At 57.2% G+C, this 22518-nt stretch carries 21 protein-coding genes and 1 pseudogene; 10 read left to right on the top strand and 12 right to left on the bottom strand.

Translation table 11 applies throughout. The features are described 5' to 3' along the window. The first annotated feature begins 7 nt into the window (after positions 1 to 7). From NDJ10_RS11900 to NDJ10_RS11885, 4 genes are all read left to right on the top strand, one after another. On the top strand, positions 8 to 469 hold the full coding sequence (locus NDJ10_RS11900) for a MaoC family dehydratase N-terminal domain-containing protein (protein ID WP_296162463.1): 462 nt from the start codon (positions 8 to 10) through the stop codon (positions 467 to 469). After that, positions 466 to 885, top strand: a complete 420-nt coding sequence (locus NDJ10_RS11895; protein WP_296162461.1) for a MaoC/PaaZ C-terminal domain-containing protein — start codon at positions 466 to 468, stop codon at positions 883 to 885. Before NDJ10_RS11900 ends, NDJ10_RS11895 begins: the two co-directional genes overlap by 4 nt. A gap of 63 nt (positions 886 to 948) precedes the next feature. Beyond that, positions 949 to 2937, top strand: coding sequence for an acetoacetate--CoA ligase (locus tag NDJ10_RS11890; protein ID WP_296162459.1), 1989 nt, complete (start codon positions 949 to 951; stop codon positions 2935 to 2937). A 44-nt stretch (positions 2938 to 2981) separates the two neighbouring features. After that, entirely contained in the window at positions 2982 to 4016 is a 1035-nt protein-coding gene (locus tag NDJ10_RS11885; RefSeq protein ID WP_296162457.1) for a zinc-binding dehydrogenase, read from the top strand. Between the two features lie 36 nt (positions 4017 to 4052). Here the strand turns inward: NDJ10_RS11885 and NDJ10_RS11880 are convergent. Beyond that, positions 4053 to 4226: pseudogene (locus NDJ10_RS11880) on the bottom strand (transposase); the annotation flags it as partial. A 316-nt stretch (positions 4227 to 4542) separates the two neighbouring features. On the opposite strand from NDJ10_RS11880, the gene NDJ10_RS11875 reads away from it, so the two are divergent. Further along, positions 4543 to 5454, top strand: a complete 912-nt coding sequence (locus NDJ10_RS11875) for a bifunctional GNAT family N-acetyltransferase/nucleoside diphosphate kinase regulator (RefSeq protein WP_296162550.1) — start codon at positions 4543 to 4545, stop codon at positions 5452 to 5454. Between the two features lie 565 nt (positions 5455 to 6019). Here NDJ10_RS11875 and NDJ10_RS11870 read toward each other — a convergent pair. After that, a complete protein-coding gene (locus tag NDJ10_RS11870; RefSeq protein ID WP_296162455.1) occupies positions 6020 to 6382 on the bottom strand; it encodes a hypothetical protein in 363 nt (120 codons plus the stop codon). After that, complete coding sequence (locus NDJ10_RS11865; RefSeq protein ID WP_296162453.1) at positions 6369 to 7838, bottom strand: DASS family sodium-coupled anion symporter; 1470 nt, start codon at positions 7836 to 7838, stop codon at positions 6369 to 6371. Before NDJ10_RS11865 ends, NDJ10_RS11870 begins: the two co-directional genes overlap by 14 nt. A 173-nt stretch (positions 7839 to 8011) precedes the next feature. On the opposite strand from NDJ10_RS11865, the gene NDJ10_RS11860 reads away from it, so the two are divergent. The 5 genes from NDJ10_RS11860 to NDJ10_RS11840 all read left to right on the top strand — a co-directional run bounded on the left by NDJ10_RS11860 (position 8012) and on the right by NDJ10_RS11840 (position 13848). Then, positions 8012 to 10159: a PAS domain S-box protein gene (locus NDJ10_RS11860; protein WP_296162450.1), complete on the top strand. Its 2148-nt coding sequence runs from the start codon at positions 8012 to 8014 to the stop codon at positions 10157 to 10159. Beyond that, positions 10156 to 10755 (top strand): response regulator, encoded by a 600-nt coding sequence (locus NDJ10_RS11855; protein ID WP_296162447.1) that lies wholly within the window; start codon positions 10156 to 10158, stop codon positions 10753 to 10755. The genes NDJ10_RS11860 and NDJ10_RS11855 overlap by 4 nt, the downstream gene beginning before the upstream one ends. Positions 10756 to 10924: 169 nt before the next feature. After that, the gene (gene istA, locus NDJ10_RS11850; RefSeq protein WP_296162445.1) at positions 10925 to 12421 is read left to right on the top strand and encodes an IS21 family transposase; all 1497 of its coding nucleotides are present in this window, start codon (positions 10925 to 10927) and stop codon (positions 12419 to 12421) included. Continuing rightward, positions 12414 to 13217, top strand: a complete 804-nt coding sequence (gene istB, locus NDJ10_RS11845; RefSeq protein WP_296162443.1) for an IS21-like element helper ATPase IstB — start codon at positions 12414 to 12416, stop codon at positions 13215 to 13217. The genes istA and istB overlap by 8 nt, the downstream gene beginning before the upstream one ends. A 178-nt stretch (positions 13218 to 13395) precedes the next feature. Further along, a complete protein-coding gene (locus NDJ10_RS11840; protein WP_296162441.1) occupies positions 13396 to 13848 on the top strand; it encodes a hypothetical protein in 453 nt (150 codons plus the stop codon). Between the two features lie 36 nt (positions 13849 to 13884). Here the strand turns inward: NDJ10_RS11840 and NDJ10_RS11835 are convergent, their stop codons facing one another. From NDJ10_RS11835 to NDJ10_RS11795, 9 genes are all read right to left on the bottom strand, one after another. Then, positions 13885 to 14085 carry a hypothetical protein gene (locus tag NDJ10_RS11835; protein WP_296162439.1) on the bottom strand — a complete coding sequence of 67 codons (201 nt, stop codon included), beginning with the start codon at positions 14083 to 14085 and terminating at the stop codon, positions 13885 to 13887. Between the two features lie 16 nt (positions 14086 to 14101). Further along, positions 14102 to 15421, bottom strand: coding sequence for a type II toxin-antitoxin system HipA family toxin (locus NDJ10_RS11830; protein WP_296162437.1), 1320 nt, complete (start codon positions 15419 to 15421; stop codon positions 14102 to 14104). Position 15422: 1 nt separating this feature from the next. Further along, positions 15423 to 15638 (bottom strand): helix-turn-helix transcriptional regulator, encoded by a 216-nt coding sequence (locus tag NDJ10_RS11825; RefSeq protein WP_296162434.1) that lies wholly within the window; start codon positions 15636 to 15638, stop codon positions 15423 to 15425. 328 nt (positions 15639 to 15966) lie between these two features. Then, positions 15967 to 16062, bottom strand: a complete 96-nt coding sequence (locus tag NDJ10_RS11820; RefSeq protein ID WP_296162432.1) for a hypothetical protein — start codon at positions 16060 to 16062, stop codon at positions 15967 to 15969. 2 nt (positions 16063 to 16064) lie between these two features. Continuing rightward, the gene (locus tag NDJ10_RS11815; protein WP_296162430.1) at positions 16065 to 19211 is read right to left on the bottom strand and encodes a type I restriction endonuclease; all 3147 of its coding nucleotides are present in this window, start codon (positions 19209 to 19211) and stop codon (positions 16065 to 16067) included. Between the two features lie 24 nt (positions 19212 to 19235). Continuing rightward, entirely contained in the window at positions 19236 to 19799 is a 564-nt protein-coding gene (locus NDJ10_RS11810; RefSeq protein ID WP_296162429.1) for a hypothetical protein, read from the bottom strand. Between the two features lie 202 nt (positions 19800 to 20001). Next, positions 20002 to 20448 carry a hypothetical protein gene (locus NDJ10_RS11805; RefSeq protein ID WP_296162427.1) on the bottom strand — a complete coding sequence of 149 codons (447 nt, stop codon included), beginning with the start codon at positions 20446 to 20448 and terminating at the stop codon, positions 20002 to 20004. Then, positions 20445 to 21779, bottom strand: a complete 1335-nt coding sequence (locus tag NDJ10_RS11800) for a restriction endonuclease subunit S (protein ID WP_296162425.1) — start codon at positions 21777 to 21779, stop codon at positions 20445 to 20447. Before NDJ10_RS11800 ends, NDJ10_RS11805 begins: the two co-directional genes overlap by 4 nt. Further along, positions 21776 to 22417, bottom strand: coding sequence for a Fic family protein (locus NDJ10_RS11795; protein WP_296162424.1), 642 nt, complete (start codon positions 22415 to 22417; stop codon positions 21776 to 21778). Before NDJ10_RS11795 ends, NDJ10_RS11800 begins: the two co-directional genes overlap by 4 nt. Between the last annotated feature and the right edge of the window lie 101 nt (positions 22418 to 22518).

The raw sequence follows: 22518 nt of genomic DNA, 5'->3' as shown, positions 1-22518 counted from the left end.
AGCAACCATGTGGGACACACGACTTATAGGTGCCGAGCTGACGCCGTTCAGTGTTGAAGTAGAACGGGGTCGACTGCTGGCTTTTGCCAAGGCAACCGGCCAGGACAATCCCGTTTATTTCGACGAAATGGCTGCCCGTGCGGCGGGCCATCCATCCTTGCCGGTGCCTCCGACCTTTTTTTTCTGTTTGGAAATGGATGGCCCCAACCCGATGGAGTTTTATGAGCGGCTCGGCATTGATTACGCCCATGTATTGCATGGGGAGCAGCACTTTGTCTTCCATCGCATGGCCTTTGCAGGTGAGGTACTGTGCTTCAAGCCACGCCTGGCGGACCTTTACGAAAAGAAGGGTGGCGCCTTGGGATTCCTGGTGTGGGAAACCCGTGTCGAGGACAGTGACGGCGCGGCCGTGGCCGATCTGCGCACCGTCATGGTGGTACGTCAGCCAAAGCAGCGGAGCTTGGCATGAAACGCGCACAATTTGATGACATCCAGGTGGGCGATGATTTGCCAAGTGTGGTTGAGGGTCCCATCACGCGCCATACCCTGGGTGTGTATGCCGACGCCTCAGGGGACGACAACCCGCTGCATCTGGACACGGACTTTGCGCGCCGGGCCGGCATGCCGGACGTCTTTGCCCACGGGATGCTGTCCGCCGCCTATCTGGCCCGCGTTTTGACCCAGTCGGTCAAGCAATCGGCCATCCGACGGATGAGCGTTCGCTTTGTGGCGATCACGCACCTTGGTGACGAGGTACGCTGCCAAGCAAGAGTATCCGAGAAATTCATCCAGGACGGTGAACCGTGCGTGGCACTCGAGTTGACAGCGAGAAACCAGTCTGACGAAATCAAGCTGATCGGCAGCGCCGTGGTTGCATTGGTCTAACGTGCCCAGAACGATCTCTACCACCGAATACACAACCGCCTTCATACCATCATGCAGAACACCATGGTTTCACCATCAGCCGAAATCCTTTGGACTCCCGGCCCCGAGCAACTGCAGCGGAGTCGCCTGGTGCACTACCAGCGTTGGCTGGCCGAAACAATGGGCATCGTCACCCACAACTATGCCGAGCTGTGGCGCTGGTCGATCCAGGATCTGGATGCTTTCTGGCAATCAATTTGGAGTTTCTTCGATGTACAGGCCGACGGGGCGCGTGAACCCGCACTTGGCCAGCGCAGCATGCCGGGTGCGCAATGGTTTCCGAATGCCCGGCTCAACTTTGCCGAACATGTCTTTCGCAATCGCCCGTCAGACCAGCCTGCGGTGATCGCCCGGAGCGAAGACGTACCGCTGCAAACCCTCTCCTGGGCGGAGCTGGAACATGCGACGGCTGCTGTTGCGGCCACACTGCGAAGCTGGGGGGTTGGCCCCGGGGACCGGGTGGCCAGCTACATGCCGAATCGCCCGGAAACCGTGATCGCCTTCCTGGCATGCGCCAGCATAGGTGCCATATGGTCGAGTTGCGCGCCCGACATGGGTGCGCCGGTCATTCTTGACCGCCTGCGCCAAATCGAACCCAAGGTGTTATTCGCTGTCGACAGCTACAGCTACAACGGAAAACCGCACGACCGGCTCACCGTGGTGGACCAACTGTTGGCCGAATTGCCCAGCGTCGAGCGCGTCGTGCAGGTGGCCGGGCCGTTGGCAAGCCTGCGTCGGCCGGTTCATTGGCGTGACCACTGCCACTGGGAATCTGTTGTCGGCAACGATGCCGCTCCGCGTTATGAACGCCTGCCGTTCAGTCACCCACTGTGGGTGCTCTACTCCTCGGGCACCACCGGGTTACCCAAGGCCATGGTGCACGGGCATGGGGGGATTCTGCTGACGCACCTCAAGGAAATGGTACTGCAAAACGACTTGCGACCAGGCGATCGCCTGCTGTTTCTGGGTAGCACCGGCTGGACCGTCTGGAATCTCCTGGTCGGCGCCTTGGTCACCGGTGCCTCAATCGTGCTGTACGACGGCCACCCCTCTTGGCCGGACGGCGATGCGCTCTGGCGTTTCATAGACGAGCAGGAGGTTGCCGTGTTCGGCACAGGCGCCGCAGTGCTCATGGCCAACAAGAAGGACAAGCTGCGGCCCAGGGACTATGCGCCGTTCAAGAAATTACGCAGCATTTTGTCGACCGGCTCCCCCCTGTCTGTCGATGTGTTTGAATGGGTCTATCGTGATGTAAAGCCCGATGTCTGGTTGGCCTCAGTCAGTGGCGGTACCGACATTGCTTCTTGTTTCGTTGCCTGTGCTTCGACCTTACCGGTGCATGCCGGCGAAATCCAATGTCCCGAGTTGGGGGTGGCCGCCTATGCGTTCAACGAGGCCGGACAAGCCGTGATCGACGAGGTAGGTGAACTGGTGATCACTCAGCCCATGCCTTCAATGCCGCTGTATTTCTGGAACGACCCAGATGGTCGCCGCTACCGGGAGAGCTATTTCGAGATGTATCCGGATGTGTGGCGCCATGGTGACTGGATACGTTTCACGTCGTACGGTAGTTCGGTGATTTACGGCCGTTCCGACAGCACGATCAACCGCTTCGGCATCCGCATCGGCACCGCTGAAATCTATCGCGTCGTCGAAGAACTGCCTGAAGTACGCGACAGTCTGGTCGTTGACCTGGAATACTTGGGACGACCTTCCTTCATGCCCTTGTTTGTCGTACTGCAGCCGGCGGGCGTGCTGGGGCAAGCCCTGATTGAACGCATCCTTCAGCAAATCCGTACCAAAGCCTCAGGGCGTCATGTGCCTGATGCTGTGGTTCAGGTTTCAGAAATCCCCCGAACACTGACTGGCAAGAAGATGGAGGTCCCCATTCGCAAGCTGCTGCTAGGGGCAGAGCCCGGCAAGGTTGCCAGTCCCGATGCCATGCAGAACCCGTCGAGCCTGGACTTTTTCATCAAGTACGCCAAGACGCTGGACATCCCCCGTTCCTCCTGATTTAAAGGACGGCTTAATTTGACGATCATTCGAGAGGACAGCAAATGAAAGCAGCATTCATCATCGGCCACGGTGGCAACGAAGTAGTCAAAGTCAGGGCATGCGAGCCCGTCAAGCGTCGACCGGGGGAAGTCCTGGTCCGCGTTGAGGCAGCAACCCTTAACCAGGTCGACTTGTACATGCGCAACAGTGGCGCCGGCATCACGCACCAATTGCCCCAGATCATGGGCTTGGACGCCGCTGGCGTCATTGAGGAAGTGGACGCTTCAGAGACCCTGTTGACAGTAGACCAGCGGGTTGTCATTCATCCCGGTATCACCTGTGGTCGCTGCGAGTTCTGCCAGCGCGGTGAAGGCGTCCTTTGCACGAAGATGCAGTTGCTTGGCGAGCATCGTCACGGCACCTTTGCGCAGTGGATCAGTGTGCCGGCCCAGAACGTGTTTCCCATGCCGCAAGGCTTGACGTTTGCACAGGCTGCAGCCATGGGGGTCAATTACCTCACCGCGTGGCGCATGCTGTTCACCAAAGCCCGGGTCAAACCCTGGGAGACCGTGCTGGTGTTCGGCATTGGTGGTGGTGTATCACTGGCAGCCATGCAGCTGGCGAAAGCGATTGGTGCCAAGGTGATCGTGACCTCGCGCGAGGATTCGAAATTGGAGCGCGCTCTGGCCATGGGCGCTGCGCACGGCATCAACAGCAAGACGCAGGATGTGGCGAAAACCGTGATGGCGTACACCGGCGGCCGGGGGGTCGATGTGGTGATCGAGAACGTCGGTGAAGCCGTATGGTCAATAGCGATGAAGTCCTTGGTGCGAGGCGGACGTTTGGTCACATGTGGCGCCACAACGGGTGACCAGCCGCCAGCCGACCTGCGCCGAATATTTATTCGCCAGTTGCAGATTCTGGGCTCGACCCATGGTGATTTTTCAGAGTTCCGGGCGCTGCTTTCGTTCATTGAGCAGAGTGGAATCGTGCCCGTGTTGGACAGCGAATATCCGCTCGATCGTATCCATGAAGCTTTGACCCGACTGGAGTCGGGCCAACAGTTCGGAAAAATCGCTCTGCAACTGATGGCCTGAACATCACCAAGACGTTTACGACTGGACGGCAGCCACCAGTGAGCCTTGGAGGTATGCCTTTCGCCATGGAAAGAGTTGCGCTGCAGTGATGCCAAATTGCCTGGCGACCATTGAAACGGAACTGCCGGGTTCATTGGTTTGTTTGACGATTTCAAGCTTTTGCTCTGGGCTCCAGCGCCTGCGGCGTTGAATACTTGTCACCACTTCCACCCTTGAAGAGTTTGCTGAAGACATCGTCATATCCATAGTCGTATTCCTGTTTCTTAGTTTAAGGAACACCGGTGGGTCTGTGCTTCAGGGGGCTAACTCACGTGGCCTACACGACCGCTTTGCGATGAGTTCGGTCTCTTCAACGAACGAAGGCCCCTGGCCGGAACAGGCTCTATTTGCCGCATGAAACGCATGGGTTCTGCAAAGCATCGAACTCCCGCGATCGCGCACCGCTGTAAGATAAACAGTTAGTCGAAAGAACCGTCATGGCCGAGGCCATGAAAGGCTTTCATTCTTGAAACCAAAGGTGGTGAAGATGAACAAGCCTTTCATTTCTCTGTGCCCCGAGATCACCCGGGGCAACGCGCTGACTCTCATGGACTGGTTGGAAGACGAGGACGTCACCCGCTACCTGAGTGATTCGCGCCATGTCTCCCTTTTCATCGAGCAGGTCATCGACCGGGTCCAGCTACCTATCCTGACCCATCTGTTCAACCAGGGCGGCCGGTTCTTCATGGCCTACGACCAGCATGACGTGCCAGTCGGCTTCGTGCGCCTCGTCAAGACAGGTACGGACTGCGAAATGGTCCTGGTCATCGGCAACCGCGACAACTGGGGCCGCAAGCTCGGGGCCAGCGCCATCCGCGAAGGCATGAAGCTCGCTTTCTTCGACATGCGGGCCGAGAAGCTCATCGCCAAAATCCGCCCGGACAACACTCGATCACTGAAGGCTTTCCTGCACAGCGGCTTCTTGCTGCAAAGCGAAACGCCTGCGATGAAGTCGCTTGTCATGAACTCGGAGCGCTATCTCCGGCTCTTGCGCGAGAGTCCTGCGGCCCACACCTCCGACATCTATATCACCGAGATCGACAAGGCCCGGCTCAGGAGTCTGGTCGAATTCGAACGCGGCTCGGATATTTTTGAGCTGGAACACGAGATCGAGCGGGCCATCGTCGTCGATCCACTGCAGGTGGCGGAAGATGTCATCACGATGAATTCCAAGGCCTTGCTTCAGGTGGATGACGAAGAAATGGAAATTGCGCTGGTTTACCCCGAGGATGCGGACGACCGTGCCGGAAAACTATCGGTTTGCTCCGGTATCGGCACCGCGATCCTGGGCTACAAGGCGGGCGATGCTTTTAGCTGGCGGATTCCGAACCGAACCTGCCACATCCGGATTGAGAAAGTACTGTACCAGCCGGAAGCCGCAGGCGATTTCCACCTGTAGGTTCGCATACTGCGCCACAGCCGCCGATATCGGATGAGCGCGCGGGTCGGCTACGAGTCGACGGTCAAGGTGACTTCACCAGACGCATACCTGGAGCTGCCACCGAACTCAGAGAGGTGAATGACTCCTCTTGGCCCGAACCTGGATTCGTCCCATTGCCGCCATAGCGACCGTCAAACTCATTGCCTGATAGCCGACATCCAAGCATCTTTTGAATTTCGCCTCCAAGGTCCGTTACCGGGATGGGCCATCTTCAAAGTGGTCGTCGTGTCACGACCACTAAGCGGGCATTGAGAATGCGTAAAAAATTCAATCGGCCGGTAGTTACCCGAGTTTGAGCCACCCCGCAATTTCGAGGTGAACGACTTCATCGCAGGCTTAACTGCCGCGGAACTGGTGTTAGCGCACCAGTGCGGCGTGGATGGGCTTGCGGTATTGCGCAAACTCCGACGATGCGTCGGCGGCCATGGCCAGGGTCGGTTGTTCATGGCACCGTAATCTACACGCTCAGCGGCAGGAAGGGGGGACTTGTTCAGCGTTGCCTTAAACTGCGTGCGACCAAGAATTAGCGGGCTTGTATTTCACTCGACGAAACAATTGGATTGCGGTTCTTCAATAGCTCGTCCGGTGCGTGATAGCGTCTGATCTTGGAGTCAGGCTCCTGCATTCGGGCGATCGCCGACTCCTCCATCGCCAGATTCGCCTCAACGTAGTGATGCCTGGTTGCACGACTTTCGTAACCCATCCACAAGGCAAGTTCTTCAATAGGCGTTCCTGATTGCAGCATGTGCATGGCAGTTGTGTTTCGGACGATGTGCTGAGATATTTGTCGACGTTTGGCCAGTGTCGGCGCCGCTTGAAAATTGAAGTTCAGTTTTCTACTGCAATCAACAGCGTCTAACTGCAGTTCAATTTCACCAGTAGCCAAGCGCTTGCCACCAGAGCCCGCCAACCACCACCCAAGTGGCCAGATTCACGAGGCTCATCACAAATCCTACTTTCCACCACTCACCCAGCGAGACATAGCCCGAGCCGAAGATGATGGGTGACGTGCCCGTGGCGTAATGTGTCAGCGTCATCATGATCGATGAAACTGCGGCCAGTAACAGGGCGAACGCCATTGGCGGTGCGCCCAGCGCGATTCCGGCGGCAAAGAATGCGCCGAACATCGCGGTGATGTGCGCGGTCGTGCTAGCAAACAAATAGTGCGCATACATGTACACCAACGTCAGGAGCGCCACCGCACCGACCCAGCCTAAGCCCAGCCCGAGAATTCCGGTCTCAATGCTCTTGGAAAACCAGGTAATCAGCCCGAGTTTGTTCAGGAACGTGGCCATCATGACCAGGGCTGCAAACCAGGTGATGGTGTCCCAGGCCCCTTTTTCCTTTAGCACATCGTCCCAATCGAGCACGCTGGTTACAAGCAATAAGGATAAGCCCAGAGCGGCAGCGGCAGTGGCATCCACTGCATACCCCTGGCCCAGCAGCATGGTGGGCACCCCTGCCCAGAGCAACAGCATCAAGGCAAACACGCCCAGTAATATTTTTTCTTTCCCCTTGACGGGGCCAAGTTCGGCAATGCGGTCTCTCGCAAACTGGCTTGCCGCCGGGGTGTCCTTGATCTCGGGCGGCGACAACCAGTAGAGCACCAGCGGCATCAACGCCATCGCGACCAGCCCCGGTAACAGCATCGCGAGGGCCCAGGTACTCCACGACAACGAAATCTGTGCGCCAGTCGCTTCGGCAACGAATTTGACCACCAGCGGGTTGGGCGCCGTGGCGGTGATGAACATGGCCGAGGTGATTGGGTTGGAGTGGTAATTGACCAACGCCAGGTAGCGCCCGATCTTGTTCGAGGTGCCCTTGTCCGGCGAGGAGTCGAAACTCTCGGCAATCGAACGCATGATAGGGTGCATGATGCCGCCGCCGCGTGCGGTATTGCTGGGGGTGACTGGAGCCAGAACCAGTTCCGACAATCCAAGCGCATAACCGATACCCAAGGTCTTTTTGCCAAACAATCGGATGAACGTGTACCCAATGCGGGGACCGAGCCCGGTTTTAATCAAACCGCGGGAGATCATGATCGAAATGCCAATCAGCCAGATCAGCGGGTTGGAAAAGCCGCTGAGAGCATCGGCAACAGCTGCCGACGGCTTGTTGTTGGTGACCCCGGTAATCGCGACCAGGGCAATGGCAATCATGGCCAGCGCCCCAATTGGCATCGCCTTACCAATGATGGCGGCAATGGTGCCGATAAACAAGGCCAGCAAGTGCCAGGCTTGCGGCGTGACACCCTCGGGCACGGGAATCACGAACCAGATGGCGAGCGTGATTCCTATGGCCAGCAAGGCAGAATTCACGCGAATGGAAGAGTTTTCATTCATAAATATCTCCTGATATTGGCCAGTGTAGAAAACACCCGCAATTTGTGCATCCGTGCGAATGGCACCCTGGTTCTGCGTAGAAATACGCAGACGAACGTTATGGCGTGCTTCACGTGCGCGATTAGCGTTATCGTTGAGGCTGCATTCTCAGTTAGAAATCCACCCCATTGAAAATGATGCTTGCGTCCATTTTTCGGAGTTTGTCTTGGCGGCATTTATGGCGCTGGGGGCTGCTCGCGCTGGTAGTCGGTCTGTCAATAATTTTGATGGGCCACTGGGCCGAACGCCGTGAATTGCAGATCAAGACTGAAGCGCTGCAGCAGGTCGCTCAGGCGAATGCACTGGGTATCCGAGGCATTGCAGAAAAGCATGGCTATTTGCCCTATGCAGCAGCGCGTCACCCAGATGTGCAGTCATTGTTACTCAATCCCTCAGACAGCCTGCTGAGCAAGAAGGTCAACCAGTACTTTTCAGATCTTAAGGATCGCACCGAATCTGCCGCCCTTTTTGTCATGAGCTCAAACGGCATGACGCTCGCCGCCAGCAATTGGAACAGTACCGATAGTTTTGTTGGGCAGTCCTATCAACAGCGGCCTTACTTCAAGGAGGCATTGCAAGGTCGGCGCGGTTTTTTTTACGGCGTTGGCTTGACCACGGGCACCCCTGGATTTTTTATCGCTGAGCCCGTGCTAAACCAAAGCCAAGTGATTGGCGTGATTGCCGTCAAAGTCAGTCTGAGCGCACTGGAGAACTCCTGGGTCAATAGCGCCGATCCGGTTGTTTTGCAGGATAACCGTGGCATTGTTTTCCTGAGCTCAGAGCCTGAATGGCTGTACCGTAGCAGCGATCACCTTTCGAGTGGAGATCTGGCCTGGCTCAAGTTAAACGGCCAGTACGGTATGCGCAGCCATTACGATATCTTGCCCTGGCGGGTAACGCGTGTACCCGGTTCGCCCACTTACGAGTTTCAGGCCACCGTGAAGCATAAGCAACGCTCCTTCCTTGCTCTGGAGGCAAGCTTGCCAGAACTGGCCTGGACCCTGACTGTGACCAGCGACTTGAAGAGCGTGCAGCGAGCCCGTCAAGAAGCTCTCGCACTGACCACTTTGCTGGCCGCAGTTCTGTTGCTCGCTGGCTTGTACTGGCGGCTGCACGAACAGCGCTTTGTCGAGCAGCTTCAGGCAAAGCGTGAACTCGAGCAACGCGTCAAGGAGCGTACCTATGACTTGGAAGAAGCGCATGCTTTTCGCAAGGCGATGGAAGACGCACTTCTGGTCGGCATGCGGGCACGCGATCCCGAGGGGCGCATCATCTATGTCAATCGGGCTTTTTGCGAAATGGTTGGCTATAGCGCCGAGGAGTTGTTGGGCTGCAAGGCGCCTTATCCTTATTGGCATCCAGACGATCTGGACAAGTACATGCGTCAGCGCGAGGCCTCGCTACAAGCCGAATCTTTACCGCATGGCTTTGAGTCGCGGGTGCGTCATCACGACGGACACGATGTGATCACTCAGGTCTACACCGCACCACTGATCGACCGACAGGGCCGCCAGCAGGGCTGGATGAGTTCAGTTGTGGATATCACGGCGCAAAAAATTGCCGAAAACCGCCAACACGAACAGGAGCGGCAACTCCAGCGCAGCGCACGCCTGGCCAGCGTGGGCGAGATGGCATCGACGCTGGCGCATGAGCTCAATCAGCCTTTGATGGCACTGTCGAATTTTGCCGTGGCTGCGCGTGCGATAGCGGGTCAGGCGAAGCGGGAGCTACTTGTTACTGTGCTTGAAGACATTGTCGAGCAATCCCAGCGGGCCAGCGAAATTGTCAAGCGTGTACGCGTCTTCATTAACCCCCAGCGCGGCAGTTACGAAGACTGCGATGTGCATGCGGTGATCGCGCATTCCCTGACACTGCTCAAACCAGAATTGCAGCGCAACCTGACCATCGTCAATACCCAATTGACCGAAAACTTGCCACACATCCGTGGTAACCGTGTTTTGCTGGAGCAAGTGTTGATCAATCTTCTGCAAAATGCAATGCAGGCGACCCAGGACTTGCCCCCGGCGCGCCATGTGATCGACATCGAAACCACCTTGCTCGAACGCGCCATACTGATTCAAATCGGCGATCGTGGACCCGGCGTACCGGAGGCATCGCAAGAGCAGGTGTTCAACCCCTTTTTCAGCACCAAGCCCGATGGGCTTGGCCTCGGACTCAACATCTGCCGCACTATTGTCGAAGCGCATGGCGGACACTTGAAGGTCGCCAACCGCAAGGATGGTGGTGCAGTTTTTTCCTTTACTTTGGCTTTCAGCGTATGACCGATGTTGCTCTCACCCTCTACGTCGTTGACGACGACGAGGCACTGCGGCGCTCGCTGTTGCTATTGCTGTTCTCTCAAGGACTAGCGGTGCAGGGCTTTGATTCTGGCGAGTCGTTTCTACAAGTGCTTGACCCGCAACGACCTGGCTGCGTGATCCTTGACCTGCGCATGGGGGGAATGAGTGGCTTGGCCGTGCTGGAACAATTACGTATGCGCCGCAGTCCGCTGGTGGTGCTTTTTCTGTCTGGCCATGGCACCATACCCATGGCGCTTGAAGCGGTGCGTCTGGGGGCATTTGACTGGGTAGTCAAGCCCGATACACAGCAACTATTGGAAAAATTACCATCTGCCATGGCCGAAGCCAGGGAGCGCGCCAATGCAATGGCGCGCTGGTTGGAGCTCACACCACGCGAACGGGAAGTCGCACGGCAAGTTGGCCTGGGGCAATCGAACAAGGAAGTCGCCCGAAAACTAATCCCCGCTTGTAGCCCGCGCTCGGTGGAGACTCACCGGGCCAGCCTATTTCTAAAGCTTGAGCTAGCCAATGACAACGAACTAGGACGCTGGCTTTCGCGCCACGCTTGGTTGGAATAGTTTGACCCATTAATGAATAGGGACACCTGCCTGTTGATTCCAAATGAAGGTTGGGTGTTGGCGCGCGACCAGATTTCCCCAGTTTGACTGAGTAGTGGGCGTCGAAATTTACTCAGGGTGATTAACCTTCCTGCTCTTTTTTTAAGCAGAACAGAAGGAGATGATCACCATGAAAGATTTGGGCATTGTTCGACGCTTGTTTTACCGTGACGGTTTGTCGATTTCAGAAATTGAGCGGCGTACGGGGCTGACCCGAAAGACGATCAGCAAGTGGCTCAACGCACCGGAGCGCACGGAGCCGAAGTACCAGCGGCGTATCGCTGAAGACACCAAGATTGCCCCGTTTGCAGCGCAATTGACCAAGGCGCTGGAAGTGGATTCACGTCGCCCCAAGCGGGACCGGCGCACGGCGCTGAGGTTATTCAAGGAGATCCAGGTATTGGGGTTTGACGGCGACTACAGTCGTGTAACCGAGTTTGTGCGCAGGTGGCGGGAGGCTGGTGGGCAAGCACTGGTCAAGGCGTTTGTGCCATTGCGATTTGAACTTGGGGAGGCGTTTCAATTCGATTGGAGTGAGGAGCGACTGCTCGTCGGCGGTGTGTGGCGCAAGATTCTGGCGGCACACCTGAAACTGTGTGCCAGCCGTGCCTTCGTGTTGCAGGCGTACCCCACACAGAGTCACGAAATGCTGTTCGATGCGCACACCCGTTCGTTCATGGCCTTGGGTGGAATTCCCCGGCGGGGCATTTACGACAACATGCGCACTGCCGTGGACAAGGTCAACAAGGGCAAGAGCCGAGTGGTGAACACGCGCTTTGCAGCGATGGCCTCGCACTATCTGTTTGATCCGGACTTCTGCAACGTTGCCAGCGGCTGGGAGAAAGGCGTGGTGGAGAAGAACGTTCAAGACAGCCGGTTGCGGATTTGGCAGGATGCGGCCAAGGAACGGTTTGGCTCCTTTACCGAGCTCAACCTGTGGCTGCTGGCGAAGTGCCGAACGCTCTGGCATGAATTGCGCCACCCGGAATTTACTGAACACACCATCGCCGAGATGCTCGAACATGAGCAGTCCAGCCTCATGCCCATGGTGGCGCCGTTTGACGGCTATGTTGAAACGCTGGGCAAAGTCAGCAGCACCTGTCTGGTGATTTATGACCGTTGCCGTTACTCAGTGCCATGTGAACTGGTGGGGCAAATCGTCAGTGTGCGGGTGTACCCGGAGCACATTGACTTCGTCGCGCACGATGCCGTGGTGGCCAGCCATATCCGCTGCTTCGAGCGCAAGCAAACCCGCTACGACTGGCAGCACTACATTCCGCTCATTGAACGCAAGCCAGGGGCATTACGCAATGGAGCGCCATTTGCGGACATGCCTCAGCCACTCATGCGTCTACGCGCCTTGCTGCTCAAGCACGATGGCGGCGACCGGGTGATGGCCAAGGTATTGGCGGCAGTTCCCAGATCCGGACTGGAGCCGGTGTTGGTAGCGGTGGACCTGGTGCTGGAATCTGGCAACCCGAGTGCCGAACACATTGAGAACGTTCTTAACCGACTGAAGTCAGTGTCGCCACCACAGTCCGTGCAAACGCATCTGGAAGTGAGTGAGGAGCCGATTGCCGATGCAGGCCGATATGACAGCCTGCGCACGGAGGTGGACCATGCGTGAAGTTGCCACAGAACTCAAGGACTTGCGTCTTTACGGCATGTCCAGTGCCTGGGAAGATCTGGTTGCCCAAGGCAATACCGTTGGATTGCAAACGGCAAGCTGGTTGGTCGAGCACCTGCTGGATATGGAATATACCGACCGAGCCATGCGCTCCATTCGCTACCAATTGCACAGCGCCAAGTTCCCGGTACACCGCGATCTGGCTGGGTTTGACTTCGACCACTCCAAGGTGGATCAGGGCCTGATAAAAGAACTGGCAACCATGTCATTTACGCAGGAGGCGCACAACGTCGTCTTTATTGGCGGCACCGGCACCGGCAAGACGCACTTGGCAACGGCCTTGGGCGTGGCCGGCATTACGCAAAAAGCCAAGCGTGTGCGGTTTTACTCAACGGTCGATTTGGTGAACCTGCTGGAGCAAGAGAAGGCTGCGGGCAAAGCCGGAAAACTGGCGTTTGCGCTCATGCGCATGGACTTGGTGATTCTGGACGAGCTGGGCTATCTGCCATTCAGCCAGGCCGGCGGAGCATTGCTGTTTCATCTGCTGTCCAAGCTCTACGAGCACACCAGCGTGATGATCACCACCAACCTGACGTTCGGGGAGTGGGCCAGCGTGTTTGGCGATGCGAAGATGACAACGGCATTGCTGGACCGGCTCACGCACCACTGCCATATCGTGGAGAGCGGCAACGAGTCTTACCGCTTCCGCCACAGCACGGCCACAGCGAAGTCCCGCATAAAGGCCAGGGAGCAAATCAAACGACCCAAGGGAACAGATCAGGAGGTGCCGTTCTGACAAGCGCTCAGCGTGGAAATCCGCTTCGGGCTACGCCCTGCGCGGCTTCCCACGCTGGCTGTGAATGAATACGAAACCGAATTGAAAACCATCCGTGAGATAAACTTATCCACAGGTCAGTCATTCAAGACTGGCTGCATTCCCTGAGTATTCGCTCGGCGCGCACGCCTGAGGAATATTGGACGCGCGCCAACAGACCTGGCAAACAACTGATTTTTTAGAGGCAATTTACCGTCGTAAATGCGCTTCAAATATCACAAAAGTTGGTCGGCAAATGGACTCTGGCGAAGGCTCAGTTCAGATCCAATTTGCGCATGGCAAAACCGCCAGTGCCAGCCTACCAAATCGCCGCTTCAGCGCCATGCAGGATGTACCAGTTCAACTGCTGTTTCGAGCTGATCAGGTGGGGCTTGATCGCGCAATCGTAAGGTTGTCAAAAGATGCCCAGCTACGCATTGGTGCAAAGTGCCGACGGATCGAAGCATCCTGGCATGACCCTTTCGGCTATGAAATGTCCGAGCGAATCTACCAAGCAACCAAAGCACAAAATTGGATCGCTGCGCGTTGCCGGGTCGTGGTCAATGGCACAGGTAAGCCGAAAGGACTCCTGATTGAGACGATTGACGCGTGACTGACCCCTTGAGATCAACCAACATGGAGAATTCTTTCACTTCAGCATTGAGATAGATACTTTGGCGGGCCAGGCAAGGCCTGCGATGAGAGTGACGTCGCCTTGGGTTTGGGCGGGGGCTACTTCTAGCTGGCCCGCCTTTTCAGACAAGCCCAGCAGGTTGGCGCGTGCAGTGACGGCGGCGATGAAGTCTTGGCGGGCTTGTGGGGCGTAGGACTTGAGTTTGGCTTTGTTCATGGGGTCCCTGGGGTGATTACTTTTCTTGTGTTTCTGTGAGGCGGCGAATGGTGAGGGCGCAGCGTTGGTCGATCAGCGTGACGATCTGGCCCAGGATAGGGTGGCCGTTACCTTGTGATCCAAGGGTTGCCTGGGTGGCGCGGGCCAGATCGGGCAGGCGATTGGCGATGTCAAGAATGCGTTTTTTAACCTGAGCCGGAGACAGTTGCGCGCCACCCGCAAATTGCTCCCAATGTCGCGCCTGCACTTCAGAAAATTTGTATTTACTGCCAATTTTCATGGCCATCTTGTCGGTGAGTCGCGGGTAAACAGCGGTGGACAGAACGTCGTACAAAGGTGCCAGCACGGCACCCCTTGGCGTGTACAACAAAGAGAAATTTTTGGAGTGCGCGTCGTGATTGCCCACCAGCGCGTTGAAGATGACAAAGTCCAGCAAGCGCAGGGTGCTGGGTGCGCTGGGGCGAGTGGCACGGCGCAGCAGGGCAAAGGCCTGGGCCAGATCCGGGCCGCCTTCATTTTGGTATTTGATTTCGGGCGGCACACCCAGCGCTTGGCAAAAGTCTTCCTGGTGCAGGCGTACCCATTGGGCCAATGGGTTTGATGAAGCTGCCGAATCGGCCTGCGCATGCTGGCGGTCGTAGCGCTCCACCAGCAAAAACTCTCGCTTCTGCGGCCCATCTTCCACACGATGGACGGCGGTTTTGGCCACATCCAGCTTGAGCGCGCGGGCCAGCGCCATGCAAAAGCCTTCGTTGAACACGCTGCCCTCAATGCCGGGGATGGCGGGTTTGAGGATGTGGGTGCTGGGCATGCCGAATTTGGGCAGCCCAATCTGCACCGTGCCAGATTCAAGGCGTACCACCACAGGAAGTTTGTCTTGCGCGCCTGCTAACGACAGGCGCATGTCTTGCTCACCCACGAGCATGGGGCGGCGCGGCATATCGTCGAGCACGCTCACCAAATCCGGGTTGGCCAACCAGCGCACGGCGTCGTCAGTGACACCGGCTGAGGGGATTTGACCGGCTTCGAGCAAGGTGACTGCACCAGCGCACTCACCACCGATGCCATCAAGCAAGGCAAAGTCGTTTTGTCGGGAAACGTGCAACGCCTGGGCTATCAGCTTGCGTTTGCCTCCTTCGGGCAGCAGTCCGGCGAAGAACGGCCGGGTAGCACGGTCATCAAAAGGCTCGGGTTGGAGCGGTAGTGACTGCGACAAGGGCACGGCATCGGTCTGGGTCAACCATTCGGGTGCATAGCTAAAACCCAAGCGTCCATCCACTTGTGCCAGCGTACCGATGTGGTGACCGAACAACCAGACAGTGAGTTGCTTGGGCATGTCAGAGGCCTTCCACCAGCACTCGGCCGCCCAGGGCGTGCAAGACACTCAGCACTTTCTCCAAGCGCAGCGTGGGCTTACCCGCCTCAAGCTCCACCACAAAGCGAACCCCGACACCCGCTGCCAAGGCCAGCTGTGGTTGGGTCAGGCCCAGCCGCTTGCGGGCCGCTTGGACGGTGGTGCCGAGTGTTTCGGGCGAGTCGATGAGCGCTGGCATGAATATTTCCTGTTCGGGAAATTATTAACCGTTAGGCTGCCTTTTGCAAGATAATTTTCCTGATCGGGAAATTATGGGCATATTCAGATCCTCTCCACGCAAAAATTCCCGGACGGGAAAGTTCAAGTCACTCACGACTACTGAATTCGGGCGATATTGTTGCGGCCGGCGCGGATTTGACCAGGGGGCCGACAAAGCACTGATCACCCTTGAAGCTACGAGAATCAAGGCTGATAGCAGGTTACAGGCCGGTGGAGCCTGGTCAGTCAATTTCGGCGCCCTGGTCAAATCCGCATCGGCGCCAACAATTCTCATCTCAACTCAGTACCTATGCCCACTGCAGCACCAATTCCACCGCCGCGACCTGCATGTCCGGCGGGTACTTGTACTTGCGCAGAATGCAATTGACCATTGGGCGCGTCATGGCTACAACGCACTCGGACGTGAACCAGTTACCCCTCGCGCTCGCAAGCTCTCATACAAGCCCGAGTGGTTCAACAACACGTCCAGAATGCCGCGCAGCACAATCGGTGAATTTAGCGCCTGGGTGCTCATGCTGGTGTGGGCGTCATACGAATCCATCACCGCGTTCTTGAGCTCCTGAGCCAGGTCGGGCGAGCTGGCAAACTGCTCTTTGGTGTTGTTGGCCGCTTGCTGTTTGAGCTTGCTTGACTCCATCACCTTGCCAAAAATGGTGCCGTTTACGTAGCTCAGTTGGTCTTGTTCGGTGGTGTCGCTGCCGAACAGGTCGTTCAGTTTTTCGATCAACTCGGCCATGTAAACCTTTTGCTGCTCCTGCACCATGCCGCTACCTGCCTCAGTGATGGGGGCCAGCTTGGGCGTGTCGCCGGTGCCCAGCGGCAGCGTGCGCTGGCCTTTGTCGGTCAGGTGATGGCGGATCAGCACCAGCTTGGAAAGGTCGATGCCTTCGCGCTCCCGGCCGAACTCCAGCAGCGGCAGCAAGCGCTTGTAGAACATGGCGCGTTTCTCGATGGCGGTGTTGCCGTAGTCGAAGATTTGCGACAGAAAGGTGTACAGCCGCACATAAGCGCCCATGTCGCCCTTGAACAAGACCAGCGCTTCCAGCTCGTCCTGCGCGGCTTTCTGTGCAGATGCATCGCCTTTGGCTGCCGCTTCGCGATGACGCGTCTGTGCGGCTTTGTAGCGCCGCATGATGCGGTCCTGCACTGGTTCCAGCGCGGCGACCAGGTCACTCTGCCTGGCATTGGGGTTCAGCTCCACAGCGACCACCCGCTCAACCTCGAAGTCGTCATAGTGCCCGGCGGCATCCAGCTTGGCGCGCAGGTTGAACACCAGGTTCGGGTCGGTGGTCGCAGACAGTTCGGCGGTGGTGTGGTAGGTCTTGAACGCGGCCAGTACCTCTTCGGGGTCGTTGACAAAGTCCAGCACATAGGTCGTGTCTTTGCCGGGGTAGGCACGGTTCAGGCGGCTCAGGGTCTGCACGGCCTGGATGCCCGCCAGGCGCTTGTCCACATACATGCCACACAGCAGGGGCTGGTCGAACCCGGTCTGGAATTTGTTGGCCACCAGCAGGATTTGATACTCGTCACCCTTGAAGGCTTCGCGGATGTCGCGGCCGTTGAGCTTGGGGTTGAGTGCGGGGCTGTTTTCAGTGAAACCGTCCGGGCCGGATTCCGTGTCGTTGACCTCGCCAGAAAAAGCCACCAGCGTGCCCATGGCGTAGCCGTTGCTCTTGATGTATTTCTCAATGGCGATCTGCCAGCGCACCGCCTCGATCCGGCTGCCTACCACCACCATGGCCTTGGCTTTGCCACTCAAGAGCGGCGCCACAAACTCACGGAAGTGCTCGACCACCACCTGCACCTTCTGCGCGATGTTGTAGGGGTGCAGCTTGACCCAACCCATGATGCGCTTGAGGGCCGCGTTGCGCTCCACCTCGGTCTCGTTCACTTCCTGGTCGCCAGCCACACCATGGTGCGCCAGCGTGAACGCCAGTTTGTACGGCGTGTAGTTTTGCAACACGTCCAGAATGAACTTTTCTTCGATGGCCTGGCGCATCGAATAGACGTGAAACGGCTCGGGCAGGTTGCCTGGCCCAGCAGGCTGGGTCGGGTCGGGCCGGGTGCCAAACAGCTCCAGGGTCTTGTTCTTGGGCGTGGCGGTGAAGGCCACGAAGGTGATGCCGCCGTCATTGGCGCGGGTGGCCATTTGCGCCGCCAGGATGTCATCCATACTGACTTCGCCGCCGTCGTTCAGGTCTTTCAGCTCATCCGCACTGAGGACAGCCTTCAGTTGAGCTGCCGCCGCGCCGGTTTGCGAGCTGTGCGCCTCGTCGGCAATCACTGCAAAGCGCTTGCCCTGGGTGGCGGCCAGCTCGCGCACGGCCTCTAGCGCAAATGGGAAGGTCTGGATGGTGCAGACCACAATCTTCTTTGTTCCCGACAAGGCATCGGCTAGGGCTGCACTTTTGCTGCCCTCGTTGTTGGTGATGGTGGCCACCACGCCGGTGGTGCGCTGAAAGTCGAACAAGGCCTCTTGCAGCTGCGAGTCGATCACGTTGCGGTCACTCACCACCAGTACGGTGTCAAACACCTTGTCGTGGTCGGGCCGGTGCAGTTCGGCCAGAAAGTGTGCCGTCCAGGCAATGCTGTTGGTTTTGCCCGAACCCGCGCTGTGCTGAATCAGGTATTTACCGCCTGGACCATCAGCTAAGACAGCGGTTTGCAGTTTGCGCGTCACGTCTAACTGGTGATAACGCGGGAAAATCACACGCTCGATCAGACCCTTCTTGTTGCGTACCGCAATCAAGTAGCGGCCCAAGATTTCCAACCAGCTATCCCGTGCCCAGACCTGCTCCCACAGGTAAGCCGTGCGGTGGCCGCCATCGGCATTCACCGGGTTACCAGCAGCGCCGTCATTGCCCAGGTTGAACGGCAAGAACACGGTGAGCGGGCCGTCCAGCCGGGTGACCATGGCCACCTCGCTGTTACTCACCGCAAAGTGCACCAGCGCCCCATGGGGAAACGACAGCAAGGGCTCAGGTGCCTGGCCTTTGGGGCGCGGGTTGCGGTCAAAGCGGTACTGGTCGATGGCATCGCCAATGTTCTGGGTGAAATCGGTCTTGAGCTCCACCGTGGCCACCGGCAGGCCGTTGAGGAACAGCACCAGGTCGATGCTGTTCTCACAGTGCAGCGAATAGCGCACCTGGCGCACCACACGCAAGCGGTTGGCAGCAAAACGGGCCAGGATGTCGGGGTTGATGGCCAGCGCCGGCTTGAACTCTGCCAGTTTCAACGGGGTTTTGAGGCCCAGCAGCTCAATACCTTGGCGCAATACGTCCAGCGTGCCGCGCTGATCCAGTTGGTCGCGCAATCGGGTCAGGAGGGTTTCTTCGGCTTTGCTGCCGTGGTTCTTGGCGATGGTTTCCCAGGCTTTGGGCTGTGTGGACTGCACCCAGGCCAGCACGTCGGCGGGGAACAGGGCACGGGCGCGGTCGTAGCCAGCGGCATCACCTTCAGCATACAGCCAGCCGTGTTGGCTGAGGTGCTGGCAGATTTCATTCTCGAAGCTGATTTCTTTATGCAGGCTCATTACTGTTGTTATCCCGTACTCTGGCTAGGTCTTCTTTGTAAAAAATCTCATCTCAACTTCGTCGAGATAGCTTGAGTAAAACTTCGCGCCAAATTCTGCAATGTCAACCGGATGCTGAGTGCTGATCGGATGCTCAAGATGCGACGATGGTGGGTTGAACCACTCTCCATTGTTGAGCACAGGCATTACTACTGGGTGCGGCAAAGTCTCCTCAACAATCATTGCGTCGCCCTCGTAGCGAACCACCTCTCCATTTCGAATCTCCATGTGTTTGATGTAACCACCGCGCCGGTCTACAAAACGGTAGCCACGAGAACCAGGCTCCAGCTTGGTAAGCTCTTGAATTGAATGGTTATCAGCATTTCGGGCTTGCTTCAGATAGCGAAGCAGCATGTCTTTTTTTCGCAGGCGGTGGTATTTGCCCTGCCATGGCTCAAACGAGACACGGATGTGCTGACAGCTTTGCTCAACTTTCTGCCAGACCTTTTCCAAACAATTTAGAAAAGCTCGCCATTCAACTTCGAATTCATCCATAGATTTTGCTTGGCGCATGCCAGCAATTGCTTTAGCGGCGGCGAAAAGCTCCATGCGAGGATGCTTCAAAGGATTGTTAGTCATCGGTGGATACCAATTTAAACTACTTAATGAACGTCAATCTGGCCAGTAACGGTGGGCGAGCAACGCGACTTGTAGCACTTGCACCAGTATGCCGCCTCGGTCCCGGTACAGCAGGTCCGTTTTAATTCCACAAAGCGCCTTATTTGTACTTCTCCATTGGGTGCGCATATGCTCATAGCCCCACCTGTTTTTTCAAAATTTCGATCACGGCCGCTTCGCCCAATTTTCCGACAGCCTTGGCGATCAATTCAAATAATCCTGAGTCAGGACTCTCAAACACTAAGGTTTCGCCCGTCTTGACTGTGAAGTGGTTTGACATGTGTTCCATCTCGATTCTCATGTCTTTGGAATATGTGGCCGTGTGGTGCAACTCGGTATAGCGGGCGATGGCTACGCTGGCGATGAAGATACCCTGCACCTCGGTTCTCCGTGTGTGGTCACCTTGCCAATGGATAGCCACAGAGCCGTCTGCCGATTTTTCTGGATCGTCGATTGGCAGAATTAGCGTGCCATCAGTCAGAGACCGGGCACACCAAACGCCGTTCACGCATTCTTCCACGTACAGGGGCAAAAGATGCCCAATGAAGGTGACGATGCGTTGGCTAAGGTTGTCGCTCATAGGGCTACCTCAGCGGAAACGTGGACACGCACGTCAATTTGGCCTGTGACTGCGGCGGAGATTAGCGCGGTGCGGCGTTCTTGCAGCAGGTCGATGGTGCGTTGGGCTTCAGTGGTAAGGGTGTCGAGTTTTGCAGTTTCGCTGTCCAAGAATGCTGCTATCTCGTCCTGCTCGGACCTGGGCGGCGTTGGCATCCAAAAGTTCACTGCATGGCTGATGTTGAACTGTTCCTGCGCAGCACCATACTGCACCACTTCGACCTGGAACCGGACAACGCGGGTATTCATCGTGTAGCAGAGCCAATTCGAGTTGAATGGCCCCTGACGAATATGCATGACAGAGGCACAGTTTCCGCCTTCACACTCATTTGGGACTACGGCGGTAATTCCTGGTGCACCAACACGAACCGTTAATAAGTCCCCGGCATGAAGTTGAGTTTTTACGTGCTTGTCACTTGACTCCGTATCAATGCATCGTGCATTGACCCAATCAATGACACCCTCACGGATGTCGCCTCCGTAGATGAAAGGCAGACCTTCGTCGGTCACGAAGCTACTGGGGTTCACGACAATCCCAACGGTTATGGCAGGCGATATGTGCTTAAGTCGTGTGACCTCCCAATGCTCCGGCACATCCCCCAGCCATTCGATGCCGGACGGCTTCAGGGGTGCGTCGGGGTTCAGGCCCCGGGTGACGGCGTGGGAGATGACGGCTTGGCGCTTTTCCTTCAGCAGTTCCATCAGCCGCCGCTGCTCGGCCACCAACTCGTCAATCTTGGCAGTTTCGCGGTCGAGGAAGGCGGCGATTTGGATTTGTTCGGAGAGGGGGGGAACAGCGACTGGAATGGCTACGAGTTCGCTGGCATTGATTGCGGGGTAGCTCACGCCGGTTGAGCGTGCGATGACCTGCTCAACGAAATAGCTGGCGGAAACGATGTATCCAAGAAAATCTGGCGCGAGCTTGCGGCCGGGACGAACGACGGCGAAACCTGTAGAGACCACAAGGTTTTCTTCCGGGTCACGCACTCTGGCGATGGCGCGTAGATAAGTGCGAACCGTTGAAACGATGACATCGCCATGTTGGACACGCCGCCGCGCCCGTGATGGTGCAGCTGAGAAGATCATGGCTTCTTTTGCAGTGATGCCATCAATGGGGTCAACGCTGGAAATATCGACGTAGACAATTTCACTGTCGGGCGCAGTGGTTTCGTCCAGTACATCGTCATTGTGGGTGGCGACTGCTTTGAGCGGAGATGCATCCCAATGCTCTGGCACCTCCCCCAGCCACTCCACGCCGCTGTCCTTGTAATTCGGATAACGCGGCAAGCTCATGCTGCAGCCTCATTCGGCGTCAATCCCGCTGCTATCAGGGTTTGCAGTAGGCCGTAGTCTGCGCGCTGCACGCAATTGATCGATGCGCGTATGTAGCTGTTGTCCACCTCGGGGTCGGTCTGCAGGGCCTTGGCGTAGTCAATGGGGCCGTAGCCGTTGGCCATGGCGATCAGGTCGCAAAACAGGCGGGTTATGCGTCCGTTCAACTCATAAAAAGGATGCAGGGCAATCAGCTCGCTTTGGAAGTAAGCCAAGCGGCCTGCAAAACGGTCAAGAGGCCATGCCGCAGCACCGCGCAAGAAGTCTTCTTTTTCCAGTTCGGCGAAGATGCGGTGGGATTCGTTCGGCAAAAAAGTGGCGCGGCAAAACATGGAGCCGCCTTTTACCATGTCCTGCGTGCGGTACTGGCCCGCCCAGGCATACAGGGACTCAAAGGTACGCAGGTGCAAGGATTGGAAGTAGGCCTCATCAAACCGCGTGTCTGCCCTCAGCTCAAACACAAAGGTTTGGTAGGCCTGTTGCAGGAGCTGGGCTTCTACTTCCTGAAGGATTTCGGCATCGCCGATGTTCAGCCGATTGATGGGGAGGTCAGTCCCCGGCTGGTAGATGTCACTTTGTTGGAATTGATACTTGGACACGCTGCTGCTCCATCAGTGCTTTGGCGCGGGCCTGAACCTGGAGCGATACGCTGGGGCGGTAGCCTTCAATGCGCATGGAAACACGCACGGCCTGGTCGAGG

This window comes from Rhodoferax sp. (assembly GCF_023700745.1).
GTDB lineage: Bacteria > Pseudomonadota > Gammaproteobacteria > Burkholderiales > Burkholderiaceae_C > Rhodoferax.
Note: the sequence above shows the minus strand (reverse complement) of the source record. Positions and strands in the feature narration are given on the sequence as shown.